The sequence below is a fragment of the Vibrio cionasavignyae genome, from assembly GCF_050337155.1.
In the GTDB taxonomy this organism is placed as follows: Bacteria; Pseudomonadota; Gammaproteobacteria; order Enterobacterales; family Vibrionaceae; genus Vibrio; species Vibrio nomapromontoriensis.
In genome coordinates, this window is the sequence record NZ_JAKJSR010000011.1 from 356,434 (window position 1) to 374,713 (window position 18,280).

The following is an 18,280-nucleotide window of genomic DNA, read 5'->3' on the forward strand; positions in this document are numbered from 1 at the left end:
TCTCTTTTCATCACATTTCACTTAATTTTCTCATTTCGCACCCTAATCTAATACCAGAATAAAACACTAAAACATCCAATAAATCACAAATAAACAACAACTAATTTTTACACATTTAAAATTAATCATTACATTGACGGCGATCATTCTTCGCCAATCAATGTCGCGCCACAATATGCATCCTGTTCTAATTACAAGGATTTATCATGTCTGATCCAACTGCTCCAGAACGCAAAGTCACCATAGGAAGTTACTTGGCTCTTGCGTTTGCAATCGTTTTCTTTTCTGGTCTATTACAATCCAACGAATGGTATGGTGTTTTCGACTTTACGACACTTAATGGCTCGTTTGGTCAAGTGGCCCATTCTGTTAGCGAAACCTCCGACGGTGTCGTTGAAGCGGCTAAAACCACCTTCCGTGGTGTCGGAGGAAGCGGCGCCCGCGATGGCTTTATTTTCGCATTAACGCTTATTCCAACGGTGATGTTTGCCTTAGGAATGATCAACGTGTTAGAGCATTACGGTGCACTAGACGCTGCTCGTAAGTTACTTTCTCCGCTTCTTCGCCCTTTAATGGGTATTCCTGGTAACTCAGGGCTAGCGCTCATTGCGTCGTTACAAAGTACTGATGCTGGTGCGGCGATGACTCGTCAACTTAAAGATGAAGGTCATCTGACCAAACGTGAAACCGACGTGTTTACCATGTTCCAATTCACAGCAGGCGCAGCCATTGTTAACTTTTTCTCTTCTGGCGCTGTATTGTTTACCCTGACTATGATGGATGGCTCTCTAGCCGTAACATCATCGATAGGGCTCGCGGTCGCCGTAATGTTCATATTTAAGTTTGTTGGTGCAAACCTATTTCGCCTTTACCTCAACATTACAGAAGGCAAGGAAGACAAAAACCAAAATGACAACGACACAGCAACGAAGCAGGAGATGGCATAATGAGTGAAGTGAAAGCGAAAAAGCCAATGGTAACGGACATTTTTGTTGAAGGCGCAAAGAAGGGCTGGGTCATCGCAACGACTTCAACGGTCCCTAATGTGTTGATGGCGTTTGTCATTATCAAAGCACTGCAAATCACTGGCGCACTTGGCGCTATGGGCGTGCTATTTTCGCCAATCATGGCAGTCTTTGGTTTGCCTGGAGAATCGGCTGCTGTACTAATTGGCGCATGGATGTCGATGGGTGGCGCAGTTGGCGTCGTCATCACTTTATTTGACCAAGGTATTCTTAATGGTACGCACATTGCTATTCTCGCGCCCGCTATTTATCTAATGGGCTCACAGATTCAATATATGGGTCGTATCATGGGTCCTATTGGCACTGAAGGCCGCTATATTCCAGTGATGATTGCCATCTCTGTACTGAATGCTTTTGGCGCCATGTTCCTAATGAACATCCTAGTTTAGCCCTTAGTAGGCATAAACTTCGTATAGAACGGCCTTTCGAGGCCGTTTTTTTTTGAGTAAGACTTATCAAGACTCAATTTGTAGGTATACTCCCCTACCTAATTAAATAGAGGAATTCTGTTGTGGCAAATGATATGTCTGTGATTATTGGTCTCGTTAACCCAAAAAGTCCAACCAACGTCGGTGCGGTAATGCGCGCTGCAGGTTGCTATCAAGCGTCGGAGGTTCGTTATAGTGGCGAGCGATTCGATAAAGCCGCAAAGTTTCAGACTGATACTCAAAACATAAACAAAACTATTCCTCTTGTCGGAACCGAAGATTTACTCGGCTCCTTACCTCAAGACATGAAAATTGTTTGTGTCGAGCTAGTGGTAGGGGCAACACCATTACCCGACTTCGTCCACCCAGAAAAAGCAATCTATATCTTTGGCCCGGAAGACAACTCCATTCCAAAGAAAATCGTTAAGCAAGCTGATGAAGTCGTTTATGTACCAACGATTGGCTGCATGAACCTTGCAGCAACAACCAATGTTCTACTCTACGATCGATTGGCGAAATCAGCGCAAGTGATTAATCACGACGAACTCATCAAAAGCAGCCGAGACAAAAATAATCACCTCAAAATTTAATGCTTTTTGAGCGCTCGTTTTCCGTTTAACGTTCATTTAGTCGTGTCAATTGTTGGACGGGTCAACACTGCCTACTCGCTATGAATGGAAAAGTGGTCGCGACAATCGTCGTAACCACTTTTATTCATCTAACCTTGCCATTAAAAGTAACAAAGATTCACTTTATTTAGACTCAAGCGCTTACGCCGATACCATCTGACTCTTGACCCATCTGCCTGAACGAATTCGACTTGTGCATAAGAAAATTTTAACCAATTCTTCCACAAAAAATGCCATATAAATTACAACGAATGCCGTCGGGAAATAATAGGCAATACCAATAATAAAGGGAATACCTACTCCCCACTGCGCAAAAACATCTTGATATAGGCAAAACTTATTATCCCCACCAGAACGAAGAACGCCAATAATCATGCATATTGGTAAACTTCTTATCACCAAACCAATCAAGAGAATATTATAGAATTCGCTGCTGATCTCCCTAACATCATGAGATAAAGTAGGGAATAGGTTTAAGATATGCGTTTTCAATAGTGCCAGAACCACACATATCAAACACCCAACAATAAACGACATAACTATTGTCAATCGAGCTAATCCAAGTGCATTATCATCATTTCCGGCACCAATCTCGTTACCTAATATGACCGACGATCCAGTTGCGAATCCAATCAAAAAGGAGGTGGCTATTGACTCAATTGGAATCATCACCGTGAACGCAGTAAGGGCGCCGAGGTCCACATACCCAAACACAACACTGTAAACATATAGCCCTAGAGAATAAATTAGCATATTAATGGTCACAGGAAGTGCAAGTCTAAGGATATTGTTGAATTCATCTTTACTGAAACAACAAGCCAACTCTTGACGTTTTGGTATAAGTACAGAATTGCCTTTAATTAAGTAGCTAAATAACAGTATAAGTTCAATTAGACAACTCACCGATGTTGCAATGGCTGCCCCTTGAATGCCGCGTTCCTCAAACCCAAAGTGACCAAAAATCAATATGTAATTAAGGAAAATATTGATAATTAACCCAATAAGACTAAAAACCATAGGAACATTCGCTTTATGTATCGAGCGCAACCCAGTGGATAGACTTAATGTTATGCCCATCGGAATCATCGATAAAGAAAACATGACTAGGTATTCAGAGCCTAACTTTTGAACCCCTGTAAATGAAGTCGAAAGCTCCATCATCAACATGGAAGAATCAACGAACAAGAGTAGAAAAACGGCCCCAATCAATAAATTTAGAAGCATACAAAGGAGCTGTACTCTTTTTAGCGACAGCCAAGATCTCGCCCCATAATACTGAGATAGCAAGACCCCTGCGCCTGTATTGACACCAATAAAGACCAATATCGCTACGTATACAATTCTGCCCGCAATGCCCATCGCGGCCACTTCTTCTTGACCAAGTTGACCGATCATCATTACATCTATCATGCTTTTCGATGAGAAGAGCAGCATCTGTAAACTGACTGGTATTGCGATTAAGGCGATCTTATACAGTAATCGTATTCGTGACACAGGAACGTCATCAATCATTGAACAACCTCAAGCGTCATGTAACTCGAGTCAGAACCATAACCACCAAGATCATACGTAGATCTCTGACACCTCCGAAAGCCCAAATACCGCCAAAAGCCGATAGCTTGAGGGACAGATACAATTGAAACGGTCAAGTAACTCAAAGCCGATAACGATTGATAGAATGCCTCAAGAAAACACCTATAATATCCATTTCCAGAAAAACTACGCGTTATCACCATATCATGAATATGAATGTTTCTTGTTTTAGTGTAAGCGTCACCACTTACCTCATTGAGCAACGGGAAACATCCCTGTCGTACTGGCAAAGAAATAAAATAACCCACAACTTCAACATTATCTACTAATACGAAGCATGTCTCTGGCGATAAGAAGACCTTACTTTTAAGTGATGACTCCGATTCTATATATTCCGTTCCGTATACCTCTGACTGTATATTCATAATCATAGGCCAATCTGTATCAATTATATTTCTTACTTTCACGATACTTTTTTCCTTGTGCCGATATCTATGCAATTTTCAGAAGTCTTATTTCCGATAAACACGTGAGGAAGTGGAGCAAAACCGTTAAAACCAGTTGTCATATAACTAGTAGAATAAGCACCACAAGATAAGATCCAAACGGGATCACCTGACCTTAAGTCTTTCGGTACAGGTATCACATTGTCTTCATCATTAAATACATCATCACTATCACAGGTGGGACCAGCAATGACCGCTTTGCAAAACTCATCACTTTGACTTCTCGGAAATACCATTTTATACCTAAGTGCATCTGTTTCATAAAGTCCATTAAAACGACCGCAACTCAAGAATAGCCATTTCTGTATAGTCCCATCTGGCTGTACTCTCTCAGAAAGCCGCAATACAGAAGCTCGGATAATTCCGTGATCTGCTACAATATATCGACCAGGTTCCATAATGAATTTAATTGGATACCCTAAACTATCTCGCATATCCTGCATGCCTGCTTGTATCGCACTAAAAATCTTATCTCTAGGTGGTTTGAGCCGTTTACCAGATTTATCCGAGTACCCATCTGCTGGTAAGCCTCCGCCAAGATTTATATACTCAAGTTCGATTCCACTGCGTTGCAACTTGATTAATATCTTATTTATCTTTTTGAAGATATTAATCCATGCAGATTCAGTCATCTGTTGAGAGCCGACATGGACGGAGATACCTGCCGGAACTAAACCTAAGCGCTTTGCCTCTATTAAATTTCTAATTGCCGAACTATCAGAACTGCCAAATTTTCGACTCAAACCATATACCGCGCCTTTGCCATCCGTTGCAATTCTACAGAAAACTCGAGACTCTGGAGCATTGAAAGCAATAGCACGAATATCATCGATACTATCCGAGGCAAAGTCTCGAATGCCTAAATCATACGCAGTACGTATCTGAGAGTTTGACTTAATCGTATTACCAAAGTGAATACGATTAATATCGCCTCCTGCCGCTAAGGCCATTTCAATTTCTGTTACACTTGCTGCATCAAACCCTGCACCACAAGAAGCTAGCGTTTCAAGCACACTTGGTATTGCACATGATTTTATGGCAAATCGTATATCCAAATCAGGCAGCGCGTTGGCCAATATGTTATATTGATTGCGCATTCCATTTAGATCAAAAAGTATAGAATCTTGATGACCTTTTTGTAATTCATGAAGGTTAACTACGTTAATCATAGACATAGCTCTTCCTCCTCTTTAGCGTTCACTTGCAGCGCCTTGGCCGCCAATATTGCCGACTCCCAACATTCTGCCAAAAATACGAAATCCGCCATATCCTCTCTTGCTTGCGCAATTAATAATTCAGCTTTTTCATTTAATTGGTTGGCAAATCGTTCATACTTACTCCCTAATGCACAGTATGTACTAATAAGCTGCTCGATAACCCTATAACCCTCTTCACTCGAAATCGTTAAACTTGACCGAAGTATGTCTAGGACACATGGCACGTTAATAGCCTGATTTTTGTCTAATAGGTTGCTGTTTTCCTCCGCCATCAACCGATAACACTCATGATAATAAGGCATGGACAATAAAAACTTCACGAACCTAAATTGATACTCTCTAAACCCCTGCTCTGTCCTTCTTTCTGGTGTATAGAAGTTATCGATATGCCGATTATGAACTACACCGGGAAGAGACGAATTGTGAATAAGATGCATTAGAAAATAATCTGAACCAATGGTGTTTTTGGCAGGCGGTAGTGGAAACTGTTCATGCACATTTTCAAATGCGATGTTACACATATCCATAAACATAGGATCTGCCGCACCAAGTTTAGTTTCATCCTCAACAAACCTAGATTGCCCCCCACCCCTAAAGGATTTTTCTACCAACGCTCGCTTCTCACTTGGGTTAAGAGAAGGCTTTGCCCATAGGCTGACCGTGTCAAAATATGCTTGTTGGTTTATTGATGCAATCTCACCTATATCAACGGACATTTCACCAATGAAAGAGGCCCCAACAACGCTAATCGGTAACTCTTTCTGCTCTGTTGTCAGGTCAGTTTCTGTCATTAATTCACATACATCTGCTGCTTTTTCTCCGATTGCACGCAGTTCATTATAAAGTGGATAAACAATCGCCCCATTTTTACTTTGGTAGGTACAGTCTGAATCCCTTCGATGGATAGAACTACAACCTAGGGCCGACGCAATAATGAAAGCTCGATTAGTACACGCTCCGTAGGACACTGACTTTGGAAGCATGAGCGACTGGAATCTGTCCTCTGGAATTTGTGCTTTCTTAGCAATGCGACTCAAGAATGCTCTTTGACTTGATTCGTCTAGGTAGATAACTTCTACTTTATCTGTCGGCCTAATTTCATTTACGGCATTTCTATTTTTAATCGCAGCTTCACCAATAGATGTATCAAGAACCAATAATTTTATTTCAACCATGAAATGGTCAATTGCACTAAGAGACTCGCGATATAATAATTCAATTGTCGACGCACACTCTCTATTGGTAGGTAAGCATAAGCATATTTTTTTCATTATAGTCCCGCCTCCCATGTCTTGAGACCAAGTAATTTTTCTCCGAGAGGAGTGAGTGTAGCCTTATTATATCGCTCCGATTCGTGCTTATATTTATCACCAATCAGTGTCGAGTTCCAACACGGAGTTTTCAGTGATTTCCATGATTCTATGCGAGACTCTCGTAACTTCTCATTGTGATTTAGTGCTGGCATCATTGATAGGTATTGGCATGCTCTAATATCCTTGTCTGAACTATTAGGTCCCACGCCATGAGCTAACCAGCCATTGAATATAAGTAGGTCACCCGCAGATAACTTTGGAATAATAATAGGGTATTCGTCGGTATCAATCGTAGGCCGAACAGGATCTCGATTGTCAGGCTGAGTTTTAACCCATTCATCATATTGACTGAATAATGAGGGGCTACACTGAAACCCACCTACTTCGTCAGTAAAGTCATTCAGCGCGATAATGCCTTGTACTCGCTGTGGTTTATAGCGATTTGTAGTTTCAACATCCCAATGCAATGAAATATCAAACCCCCTATCCGTTTGTGGGATCAAAGAACGGGATCGATTTCTAACATTCGGTGGATTAACATTAACACGGTCTAGCGTGGTCCAGAGCTCTTCCGTATCCCAAATATCTACAAATGCGTTGTATACTCTCTCATTCTGACGAGCATCCCACAGCAGTTGATGTTGGTACATTTCAATAAAACCATATATATGCAGCTGCTGTTCAAGATCATTATCGAAGTGTTTTTCTTGGTAAAAAGAATCTAGGTTATTTCTGTCTACTCCCTGAAAATCACAGGCGGTATCCAATATTGATTCGGCATGCCCTTTTGTAATTGCATCTTTTACTATAACGAATCCGTACTCTTTCCAGTGTATCCAATCGGATTGAGAAAGCACTCTAAGAGGTAACTTCTTATCCATATTATTTAGTGAGTACTTTGTAATATATGATTCGCCATCATTACTAATGTAATCATTATTAAATCGTCCTTGATATTCCATTTTCTTCCTCGTTCAATATCTATACATATGCAACAAAGCATTTATTTCGAACCAAAAAATAATACCGATATATATTGATGTCAACAATTAACTTACCAATCCTTTACAACACCAAAAACAATAGATCCACAACATCAATATTAAGAATAAGTGCCATTCATACAATGGATCCAACGTAACGATAGCGCTACATTAAAAATCTACTTTTCTATGCGTCTTTTACTTTCAATTAAATCAATAAGTGTTGGGGTTGCTAATTTAGTCAATTGCAATCATATACTTAGCACTAAATATATTACTGATAATTTTACAATTAATAAATAACATCTAACTATTGATTATTTTGAACTGCACTGCATATTACGTAACTTTATTCTTCGTCATAACATAGTTTATTTTTTCATATGCTTAGGCTATTTTCTCATATACATAGTTTTCGGTTAAAAAAATCCAACTTGCTGCTTGGTTAAATTACTTCTATTAACATCTATTTACTGACGTAATAAACACCAATAATGCGGTTACTAATCGATATGTTAATTATGTACCTAGGGTGGTATTTATGCAGGTAGGGCACCACGTTTGGTGGGTAATACCTCCCCGCATATTTGCTAATACCATGCATTAGTATTTGAGGCGAGAGATGCATCCAAGCTCATGAGTATTACTTATCATTGAATAATGACGTTAGGATTAGAGGTGAAGTAAGACAGCTCGTATATCTCTAATAAATTCTAGAGAACAACTAATGGAAATAAAGTGGCATTTCGGAGGCAGATTTAGAGTCAAGAACTATGGGAACTCTTTGATCTTCTGACGTTTAGGCTCTCTGCGATAGCTCTATCAAATGATTGATTTCGTTAATTTTAGATAAGAAAAAGGGGTATCTATGTACCCCTAATCAATAATCAAGTGTTTCGCTTATCGAGTTTGGTCGCTCAACCACACTTAAACTGCGCCACTTGTCCGCTAAGCTGCTCTACTCGCGCAGTCACTTCATCTGTAACGCTATTGGCATCGCGGGATTGCTGCGCGACCATTTTTAGTGCTTCGTTGATTTCATTAACCAATGTTGAAATAGACTGTGTCGCAGAGGCTTGTTGCTCAGCCGTTGCCGCCAACGTACTCATTTGATCGTTGACGTTTTCCACTTGTTCCGCCGTCGATTTAATTCGCGAAGCCGCCATATTCGTATGGGAGACGGCTTCACCCGCAATCGTATTGCCAATGCCTATTTGCTCAACAACTTTCTCGGTTGATGATTGAATCGCCTGAATTATTCCGTTAATTTCACTGGTTGACTCAGTCGTGCGGCTTGCCAGCATGCGTACTTCATCAGCAACCACCGCAAAGCCTCGTCCTTGCTCTCCCGCTCTCGCGGCTTCAATTGCCGCATTGAGTGCCAGTAAATTAGTCTGCTCAGCCAGCCCTTCTATAACATCCGTCACTTTACTGATTGCTTGGCTCTCTTGGCGAAGTGTCTCAACAAGTGCTGCCGTGGTTTCAATCGCTTCTGCTAACAATGTCATGCTTTCTTGGTTCGCCTTTAATGCCACCTCTCCACTTTGCAGTTCCGCTTTAGAATCAAATAACGTCGACGACGACGCTTGCACCTGATGTGCGGTTTGCTCTGCACCTACAGCCACTTCTGATAACGAATGACCAATTTCATCAACATGTTGAGATTGGCGCTCCATTCTCTGCAGTCCATCTCGGCTTGATTGCATTAGTTGCGCCATGCCGCCTTGAACCGACACGGCGTTCTCCGTGACGCCACCCACTAAATCTGCCAATGATTGGTTCATCGAATTCACTGAACGTGTGAGGTCTGCAAGTTCATCGCTTCCTGTAATCACCAACGCAGGATTGGATACATCACCTGAGGCGATTTGCTGTGCTCTGTTCGCTAGCGTTTTGATACGCGCGCCGATATGATGCCCCATCACACTCGACACCACGAAAGCACTCAACAATGCCGCCCCACAGCTAGTCATCAGAATGATAACAACCGTGGTGATACTCGTTGTTATACTATCTTCGGTCTTCACTGCATTGGCTTGCTGCTGAGAAACGATGGTATTAAGGGAGATTTGCATTGCGTCGACAGCAGGCACAAGCGAAGAAGACATCAGGTAACTTGCACGGTTCCAATCTGCCGATTGGCGAATTTGAATAACTTGCTCTGCCAGCGGAAAGTAAAGCTGCTTCATTTCGTTGAACAGTGACCACAAACTTTGATCGCTTGAACTTAGCAGTGACGTTTTACTGGAGATTTCATCGACAACCTGTCGATGATATTTCATTAAGTCATGGTATTTGTCTAAATAATCTTGTTGACCATATTGCAAATAGTCTCGCAGAGCCGCGAGTGCGTTGGCTAACGATGTGTAGCCATCGGCATAAAGCTTGAACAAGCGTTTGCGCTCTCCTCCCTCGGTTCTACCAGCTTCATCGTTAATCAAACCTTGTAGCTGATCTAATGCAACTTCAGCAATAGGGGCGGCTTCATTGATAAACATAGAGTGAGCTGGAAGGTTGTCATCTGTATGACTGAGCGTCACAATTTCTTCAGCAGTCAGCTTGATGTTAGACCAAGCACTATCTAAGTCATGATACTGATTTGATGAAATCAGTGACTCCAAACTAATCAGTTGAATGTCGGTTGTATCAAACGCCTCTAGCACTCTTTCCTGACCGAAACTCTGGCCATTATCTGAATCGTTTAATAACATGTACCCGCGAAGCACAGAGACCGTCGATTGAAGGGATTGCCCCACCTGACGACTCGCATCAACCGTTGGCAAATCATATTGCAGCAAAGATTGTGTGTGGTCTTGCACTTGAATAACGCTTCGATAAACCAATAGCGAAGAGACGATAAACAGTACACCAAGCGCTAGAAAACCCATTCTAAGCTTACCCGATATCGAGAACTTCATCCTTAATCCTTTTATAAATTCCTTGTTATCTCGGTACTATATCGACAAATATAACAAAATCTATACATTTTCATTGTGATTCTAGAGTCGCACCATTTAACCGCACTCGATTCTATTTCGAATAAACAATGAGAACGCTGCCGTTCTCATTGTTATCAGGTAACGCGATGCTTTACTGACAATACGCAGCAAGCTTACCCGCTTCAGCTAACGCTTTGTCCCACACGAACTCATTGTTATCACTCACATAGTAATAAATAACATCGTTGGGTAGCATCACAAACTGAATGCCTCCATACCCAGACATGTAAGGAACGTAGTCTTCACAACCACCCGCCAGCACTTTTCGTTTGGACCACATACTATTACTGTAATATTTACTATCCGCCCTCACGTCGAGTGGTGGCGAGGTTGGATCAGCAAACATTGCTATCTCGAGTTCCGCAGGATCCAACATTGGCTGACCATTAATATATCCCCTATCGATGCTGGTAAATTTTGTAATCTTAACGATGTCATCACGCAAGTAAGTTAAACCATAGCCGCCGAAAGGCATCGATTCAGAATCGTAGGTTCTACGGGTATCCTGAGTGCCAAGATCGACATTAAGTGGTTTCCAAATATCGGTAACGATAATGTCAGCAAAAACATCAGCGGTTGCACCACGCTCGTTTCTTACGAAGTTTTGTGCGGCGACCGTAGCGATATAGGTATCTGTCGTATGGTAGTTAAAAAAGGTACCCGGTTGCGCTTTTCGTGGATAACGACTTAGGGAATAATCCAGTTTTCCTGCATGATCTAATACTAAGAAAAAGCCCGTATCATTCGCTGTTGAATATTCGTCACTTAAATACCCTGATGACAGACGGTAGTTTCCTGTTGCCATATCGATCGCATTATTGGGCGTCACATCATTCCAATCGCCTTCTGGGTCTGAAGCTGCTTGTGGGATTAACTCCGTGAGCTGGCTGTCCATATAGCCCGGATAAAGTAATTCAAGACGCATTGATGCCGTCCCAGCAAGGGTCGTCTTCGCTGTCGAATACGAAGGCACTCTTAAACGCTCGCAATAAGGATGACTTCCTTGCCTTGTATCACAGCCACTGGTGTAGTGAACCCCTTCGGCAAAAACACCAAAGAATGTCATATGTTCAGGTGTCACTTCTGAAGCATGACCAAAATTCGCAACCTCAATATTGGATGATGGGAAATCAACGGCCAACTCTTGTATGGGCTTACTTGGAATTTTGCTTGATTCATAAGATTGATGCGCTTGCTTAATTTCCAAGCTATTTGAGATGACACTTGGTGTATACGTGGCATCGACACTTCCCCACATGTCGAACTGATAGTACAAACACGTTTCCGAAGCGATCTGATAGGCCACATCACTCATGGTATTATCATCATACGTGAATGTCATGAGACCATTATGCACACAATTCGAGTTTTTCTGCATCAACGCAAAAGGAATTGATGCGCGAGACTTACCATTGTCCCCCTCTTCTTTCCATACTCGACCAGGTTCGAGAATATATTCCCAATACGCGTGTGAGTTAAGCAAAATACCACGCTGCACGGGTACAAGGTGTGTACCGGTTTGAACAAATTCATAATCAAAGTCTGGGATGTGCTTTCTTGGATCATCAGCATTCGACGTATAGCGATAAGTGTCTTTGTGTTCGCTAAATTGCCCAACTCCCGCACTACCCGGGTTATTCAACGTAATTCGTCCCTCAAAATGGTGTGCCGACTGTGCAGCCTGTGCCGGAATCGCAAATGCTTCTGTGGACACTCGCTGTGTGATTGTTCCCGCGTTAAGGTCTTCATACGTTAATTCGGTTCTAGAATACTGACCGCTGCCATTCAATGGATCGTAATTTTCGATGTAACCTTGTCCATGCTCCTCTATCCCATAGCCCAACAGCGCAATCGTTGCTTGAGGGGTATCTGGGTCATTAGATTGAATGGACAACGTGGCATTGTGTCCCCCTATTGACTGAGGGCTATAGGAAACCGTGATGTCGCACGAACCACTTTGTGGAAGTTCACTATTGCTGCAAGTGTCAGTCACAATAGCAAAGTCACCAGTCAACGTTGACATTGTTGTTATCGAGAGAGGTTGCTGACCCGTATTCTCAACCGACAATACGCGCTCCGCGCCGTTACCCATAATTACCGAACCAAATGACACAGAATCTGGCACAACAATATTGGGTTCTAGTATCACGGGAACACTGTCACCTTGAATCAGTACATTTTCAACATAACAGTGGTCAGCACCGCCAGTTTGCGCTCGAAAGCGTACAATTACGTGGTCATTACCGTCATCAATAGACTGACTATGAGCGTAAAAGTTACCATTATCTTGACCATTTCCAAGAACAGACATGGTGACAAAGTTTACGCCTCCGTTAATAGAGTATTCTGCGTAACAGTAATCACTATTTTCCAATAACCTTGATGCCAACGAATACTCGACAGTCACCCCCAACGACCCAGATAAATCAATAGTCTTTGATAGCTGACCGGTTTCTTTAAAATACGCTGATGACCCAGACAAACTGTAATTTGAGGCGGTTGTAACATTCCCCGAAATATCCCATTGCACTAATCCCGAATCAAAGTCATCTGAGAAAATAATCTCTGAATAAACGGGTTGAGATAATACCCCTCCAATAATAAGAGGGATAAGTGACGAAAGTTTCATTCTATTCTCCATATACAAATTAATTTTGATATCCTGAGAACTCAGACAACCGACAACATTTAAGGCTAACACTTCAGGTGATTTAGAAGTTGTGGCACCACTTAGCAGCCACACTGCTCCCCTTAGACACTAAGGAATAAAGGCATTACTTTAATTAAAGCGACTAAATTACGAGCGATGAATTTCTTGTCTTCCAATCCTGAGGGACACGACATTAGAAGAAATACTGCATCGCCCGAACCCATAATGACGAACCCTCAAGTTAACTATCAAACACTAATTCATTACCTTATTTGGCAACCATAGTACTAACTCGGGAAACATCATACATATTATCAGTACAACTAATTGCACTAAAATAAACGGCGTGACAGAACGATAAATATCCATCATGGTTACCCCATTCGGCGCAATCCCTTTAAGATAAAAAAGCGCAAAGCCATAAGGTGGTGTTTGTACAGCCACTACAATATTTAAAATCATGAGAACACCGAACCAAATAGGGTCATAGCCAAGTGTTACTGCGACAGGAGTGAATATTGGCGCGCACATTAATACAATAATGAACTCATCGATAATAAACCCAAGAAATAGCATTATCAGCTGAAACATAATAATGATCATAATTGGCGGTAAATCAATGCTAGTTGCAAAGTTAGACACCATATTTTGTACTCCCATCAGTAGATGGAAGTTACTAAATATCGACGCACCTAAAATTATCCACATCGCGACACTCACTAACAGCGCGGTTTGCACACCTGCTTTATGCATCATTTGTGGTTTAAAACGTTTAAACAGTATCGCTAGAATGATCGCCCCAACGACACCAATTGCCCCCGATTCGGTTGGGGTAGCAATTCCCATAATGATACTACCCAACACAGCAACAATGAGAACTAATGAAGACAACCCGTCTCGTATGGTTCTAAACAACTCAAACCCTTTTGGCACTTCAATATCATTTTCAGTATCGAGTGGCGCTCGGCTCGGGTTTAATTTACAACTAATCACTACGTAAGCGATCAGTAATGTGATCGTGATAAGTGCGGGCACCATTGCGGCTAAAAACATCCTACCCACTGAATTTTGCGTAGCGGCAGCAAACATGATCATTGGAATACTCGGCGGGATCAGAATACCCAGCGAACCACCAGCCATGATAACCCCTAGCGCCAGTTTTTTATCGTATCCCCTATCAAGCATCGGCTTTAACGCGATACTGCTTGACGTCATAATTCCTGCACCGATAATTCCCACCATGGCACCAATCATCGAACATACACCAATAACACTGATTGCAAGCGACCCTCTGACTCTCCCGATGAGAAGTTGGCTAGCATTAAACATGGCATCACCAATACCTGAGCGAGTCAATAATTGCCCCATGTAAATATACAAAGGGATCGCAAGCAAAATAAAACTAAAAAATGTCGACTCAACCGTGGTAGGAATAATATTGAACAACGCATCTCCCCACGTCATATACCCTATACCCATCGCAATACCAGCAAGCGCTAGTCCTACCTGTGCTCCCAACGCAAACATGACTAGAATGCAACTAAGCAACACCAGTGTTAATACTTCAATTCCCACGAGATTCCCCTACGATAATACTGTCTGATATTGGGTGAGTTTTGCTTTGTGAGTCAGCATATTCAGCATCCCCCGTCACGTCGGGTTCAGTAATATTAGCTTTCTTTGTATCAGCGTTGTCGGGCTGATGCTGAGCCGCATGCAAATGATCCACATAGGCACTAGGAATAAGTTCACGTTTTGTTATCAATGCAAAAAGATGACAAATAAACTGTACGGAATATTCAGCAATAAAAATCACTGCAGCCACTGCCATCATGAGCCAAAAATGGTCCACCCGCGGCGCCCATTCAGTTTGACGTTTGAAACCGTATTGATACGTCTCGAGGAATTTTTCAAAACATAGTTTTGCCATTACGATGAGAAAACCGACCGCAAGAATGATGGTAATGAGGCTAAAACAATGTCGAACAAATACAGGCACTTTTAAATAAAGAATATCAACATTAATATGTGACTGCTTTTGTTGTGCATAAGCCCCTCCCAATGCAGAGATATAGCCAAACAAGAACAGAGAAGTATCATAAGCCCATATTGTTGGCGAATTTAATACATATCGGGCAAACACTTCAAATGCCACAACGCCCGCCAAAACAGGCATAAAGAAAGACACCGTACGGCCAATGGCCCACACGATGTAACGTACACTTCGGCAATAAACCACCAATAACTTTTCTAACATCTCAACCTCCTAGAAAAGAAAAAAGGCGGAGCATTGTGCACCACCTTTTTCAGTCACGCTTCTACAGACTTTCTAACTGTTCGACTAACTGTTTCGAGTATTTATCTTGGTTGGCATACTCTTTTGCTAGTGATTGACCCGCATTTTTCCACGCCGCCGTATCCGCTTCTGAAGGTTGCGGGCTCCATTTCAGTCCCTTGCCTTCCATTTCTGTTACGGCTTGAGATTCCCACAAAATTGACTTAGTCATTTGTTCTTGTGCGTGAATCGTTGTTGCCGCTTTTACGATTGCTTGAAGATCTTCAGGCAATTTATTGTATTCCTTTGTATTGACGACAATAGGAAGTACCTGCGCGCCAGCCAATGGCAATGGATACATGAATTTAGCCACTTCTACATGATTACCATCACGGTGATCAATCATATTCGACCCAATAGAGGCATCAATAACGCCTGTCGCTAATGAGGTGTATATCTCACTCCATGACAAGGTGACAGGTGAAGCACCTAAATTACGTAAGAATTTGCCATAAGCACCGGGCGCACGAATTTTCATGCCTTTAAAGTCTTCAATCGACTTAATCTCTGTTTTTGAAATAATATAAACCGCAGGTTGAATATACGGGTCAAGCCATGTCATTCCTTGCGAACCATAAGCCGCCTTTAACGTGTCTGACCAGCCTTTTTCATGGAACAATGTACTTAATTTACCAACATCTGCAGTGCCACCAGGCAAACCAATTTCAACCACACCAGCGGGGAGTTCACCCGCATGCATTGACTGGAATGGCGCCCCCATCGTTACTAAACCAGACTTAACGGAAGACAAAATACCACTTGTTCCCACACCTTCGCCTGAATACAAAACTTGAACTTCAATTCGTCCATTCGACATCGTTTCAATATTCTTTGCTAGATTTTCATATACCTCTCCATACGCCGTGCCGCGTCCGTAAAGGTTAGCAAATCGCCAGTTATGTTCAGCGGCATAACTGGCGGCTGAGGCGGCTAGTGACGTAACACCGATCGCAGTTGCAAGTAGGCTACTCAGTAGTTTTTTTCCATTACTGTTCGACATTTTTCTTCCCCGTTCCATGTGCTGATTGCAATTAACATTCATCCGATATGTTGCGTAAATGTTTCAATAATCAATATAGAAGTCTGAAATAATTGGTGTTAGAACCAGTTGCCGACTTCATGTGGTACCAGCTACAAACCGTTGGTACCATAAGAAATCCGCATCTGGCACTAAAAATCCCCGCTAACTATTCCTACTCTTATTGCATTCAGGTCAATACATGGAACTAGTGAATGGAACATATAATTAACAAATCATTACTTGCAGCATGCTGTGAACCCAGCGACCACGCTATATCGGTTTACAACCCCGCCACTCAAGAGCGCCTGACACATATCCCGTCAATATCCGCCGAAATGCTACTTGATGACATAGAGCGCTCAAAGATTGCTCAGAAGCAATGGGCAGCGACGACGGCATCCGAACGCGCAAGGGTGCTCAAACGCTGGTATGACCTAATTATTGAAAACAGTGACGACCTCGCCAGAATAATGACATTGGAACAAGGTAAACCGTTAACGGAAGCGAAAGGAGAAGTCATGTATGGCGCTTCATTTGTCCAATGGTTTGCCGAAGAAGCAAAACGCACGTACGGAGAAACAATCCCAAGCCCAGCGGGCAACAAACGTACCATGACTATCAAGCAACCCGTCGGTGTCGCGGCAGCAATCACGCCATGGAATTTCCCTATAGCCATGATTACGCGCAAAGCCGCACCCGCACTCGCCGCAGGTTGCAGCTTTATCGTAAAACCAGCAAACCAAACGCCACTGTCCGCATACGCTATTGCCGAACTAGCCTATCAAGCGGGACTCCCCCGAGAACTGCTGATCGTGGTCAACAATCATTCTTCGGTAATGATTGGCGACATTTTGTGCAGTCATGCCGACATCAAAAAACTGTCATTTACCGGGTCAACAGAAGTTGGAAGACACCTCATTAAGCAAACCTCACAAACGGTAAAAAGAACATCCATGGAGCTTGGAGGTAACGCCCCCTTTATTGTTTTTGAAGATGCAGATATTGATGCAGCTGTCCAAGGAGCACTGGCATCTAAATTCCGAAATGCCGGTCAAACTTGCGTCTGTGCCAACCGATTGTATGTACACAGCGCCATCTATGATGAATTTGTTGCCAAATTAACCGATGCTGTAAGCCAATTAAAAGTGGGCAATGGACTCGATGACGGCGTGTCCATTGGTCCTCTCATCGACCAAAATGCCAAGAATAACGTGCTCAAATTAATCCAAAGGGCCGTAGAGCAAGGAGCAAACTTAAGCCATGGCGGCGCGTCATTACATGGGCAATATATGGAGCCAACGATTCTGACTGGCGTAACTGCACAAATGGATATCGTTCAAGAAGAAATATTTGGTCCAGTGGCACCCATTATCGCATTCGAAGATGAAGACGACCTTATTATCCAAGCCAATGACACCATCTACGGCTTAGCGAGTTATTTCTACACCAGTAACCTCAACCGAGCTTTTCGAGTCGCAGAAGCACTTGAATACGGTATGGTCGGCATAAATGAAGGCATCATTTCAACCGAAGTGGCCCCATTTGGTGGCGTCAAGCAATCTGGCTTTGGTCGAGAAGGTGCCAAGCAAGGTATTGATGAGTACATGAGTGTTAAATATATCTGCCTTGGAGGGCTATAGC

The 18,280-nt window shown here is 42.5% G+C and carries 14 protein-coding genes; 4 read left to right on the forward strand and 10 right to left on the reverse strand.

Annotation, left to right across the window (positions count from 1 at the left end):
* The first annotated feature begins 206 nt into the window (after positions 1-206).
* The 3 genes from L4D74_RS07240 to L4D74_RS07250 all read left to right on the forward strand — a co-directional run bounded on the left by L4D74_RS07240 (position 207) and on the right by L4D74_RS07250 (position 2,043).
* Entirely contained in the window at positions 207-947 is a 741-nt protein-coding gene (locus L4D74_RS07240; protein WP_428751455.1) for a nucleoside recognition domain-containing protein, read from the forward strand.
* The gene (locus L4D74_RS07245; RefSeq protein WP_265674953.1) at positions 947-1,414 is read left to right on the forward strand and encodes a YjiG family protein; all 468 of its coding nucleotides are present in this window, start codon (positions 947-949) and stop codon (positions 1,412-1,414) included. Before L4D74_RS07240 ends, L4D74_RS07245 begins: the two co-directional genes overlap by 1 nt.
* Positions 1,415-1,548: 134 nt before the next feature.
* Positions 1,549-2,043 carry an RNA methyltransferase gene (locus L4D74_RS07250; protein ID WP_428751571.1) on the forward strand — a complete coding sequence of 165 codons (495 nt, stop codon included), beginning with the start codon at positions 1,549-1,551 and terminating at the stop codon, positions 2,041-2,043.
* Positions 2,044-2,223: 180 nt separating this feature from the next.
* Here L4D74_RS07250 and L4D74_RS07255 read toward each other — a convergent pair whose 3' ends face one another.
* The 10 genes from L4D74_RS07255 to L4D74_RS07300 form a co-directional block, all read right to left on the reverse strand.
* Positions 2,224-3,594, reverse strand: a complete 1,371-nt coding sequence (locus L4D74_RS07255; protein ID WP_428751456.1) for an MATE family efflux transporter — start codon at positions 3,592-3,594, stop codon at positions 2,224-2,226.
* On the reverse strand, positions 3,591-4,046 hold the full coding sequence (locus L4D74_RS07260; RefSeq protein ID WP_428751572.1) for a GNAT family N-acetyltransferase: 456 nt from the start codon (positions 4,044-4,046) through the stop codon (positions 3,591-3,593). The genes L4D74_RS07255 and L4D74_RS07260 overlap by 4 nt, the downstream gene beginning before the upstream one ends.
* A 32-nt stretch (positions 4,047-4,078) precedes the next feature.
* Entirely contained in the window at positions 4,079-5,296 is a 1,218-nt protein-coding gene (locus L4D74_RS07265) for a type III PLP-dependent enzyme (RefSeq protein ID WP_428751457.1), read from the reverse strand.
* The gene (locus L4D74_RS07270) at positions 5,287-6,627 is read right to left on the reverse strand and encodes a DUF6271 family protein (RefSeq protein WP_428751458.1); all 1,341 of its coding nucleotides are present in this window, start codon (positions 6,625-6,627) and stop codon (positions 5,287-5,289) included. Before L4D74_RS07270 ends, L4D74_RS07265 begins: the two co-directional genes overlap by 10 nt.
* On the reverse strand, positions 6,609-7,613 hold the full coding sequence (locus tag L4D74_RS07275; RefSeq protein WP_428751459.1) for a phytanoyl-CoA dioxygenase family protein: 1,005 nt from the start codon (positions 7,611-7,613) through the stop codon (positions 6,609-6,611). The genes L4D74_RS07270 and L4D74_RS07275 overlap by 19 nt, the downstream gene beginning before the upstream one ends.
* A 938-nt stretch (positions 7,614-8,551) precedes the next feature.
* On the reverse strand, positions 8,552-10,552 hold the full coding sequence (locus L4D74_RS07280; RefSeq protein ID WP_428751460.1) for a methyl-accepting chemotaxis protein: 2,001 nt from the start codon (positions 10,550-10,552) through the stop codon (positions 8,552-8,554).
* 172 nt (positions 10,553-10,724) lie between these two features.
* A complete protein-coding gene (locus L4D74_RS07285; RefSeq protein ID WP_428751461.1) occupies positions 10,725-13,262 on the reverse strand; it encodes a choice-of-anchor D domain-containing protein in 2,538 nt (845 codons plus the stop codon).
* A gap of 276 nt (positions 13,263-13,538) precedes the next feature.
* Entirely contained in the window at positions 13,539-14,858 is a 1,320-nt protein-coding gene (locus tag L4D74_RS07290; protein WP_265674956.1) for a TRAP transporter large permease, read from the reverse strand.
* The gene (locus L4D74_RS07295) at positions 14,848-15,540 is read right to left on the reverse strand and encodes a TRAP transporter small permease subunit (RefSeq protein WP_265674957.1); all 693 of its coding nucleotides are present in this window, start codon (positions 15,538-15,540) and stop codon (positions 14,848-14,850) included. Before L4D74_RS07295 ends, L4D74_RS07290 begins: the two co-directional genes overlap by 11 nt.
* A gap of 61 nt (positions 15,541-15,601) precedes the next feature.
* Positions 15,602-16,618: a TRAP transporter substrate-binding protein gene (locus L4D74_RS07300; protein WP_265674958.1), complete on the reverse strand. Its 1,017-nt coding sequence runs from the start codon at positions 16,616-16,618 to the stop codon at positions 15,602-15,604.
* Between the two features lie 233 nt (positions 16,619-16,851).
* Here L4D74_RS07300 and L4D74_RS07305 point away from each other — a divergent pair, with 233 nt between their 5' ends.
* The gene (locus tag L4D74_RS07305; RefSeq protein WP_428751463.1) at positions 16,852-18,279 is read left to right on the forward strand and encodes an NAD-dependent succinate-semialdehyde dehydrogenase; all 1,428 of its coding nucleotides are present in this window, start codon (positions 16,852-16,854) and stop codon (positions 18,277-18,279) included.
* Position 18,280: the final 1 nt, after the last annotated feature.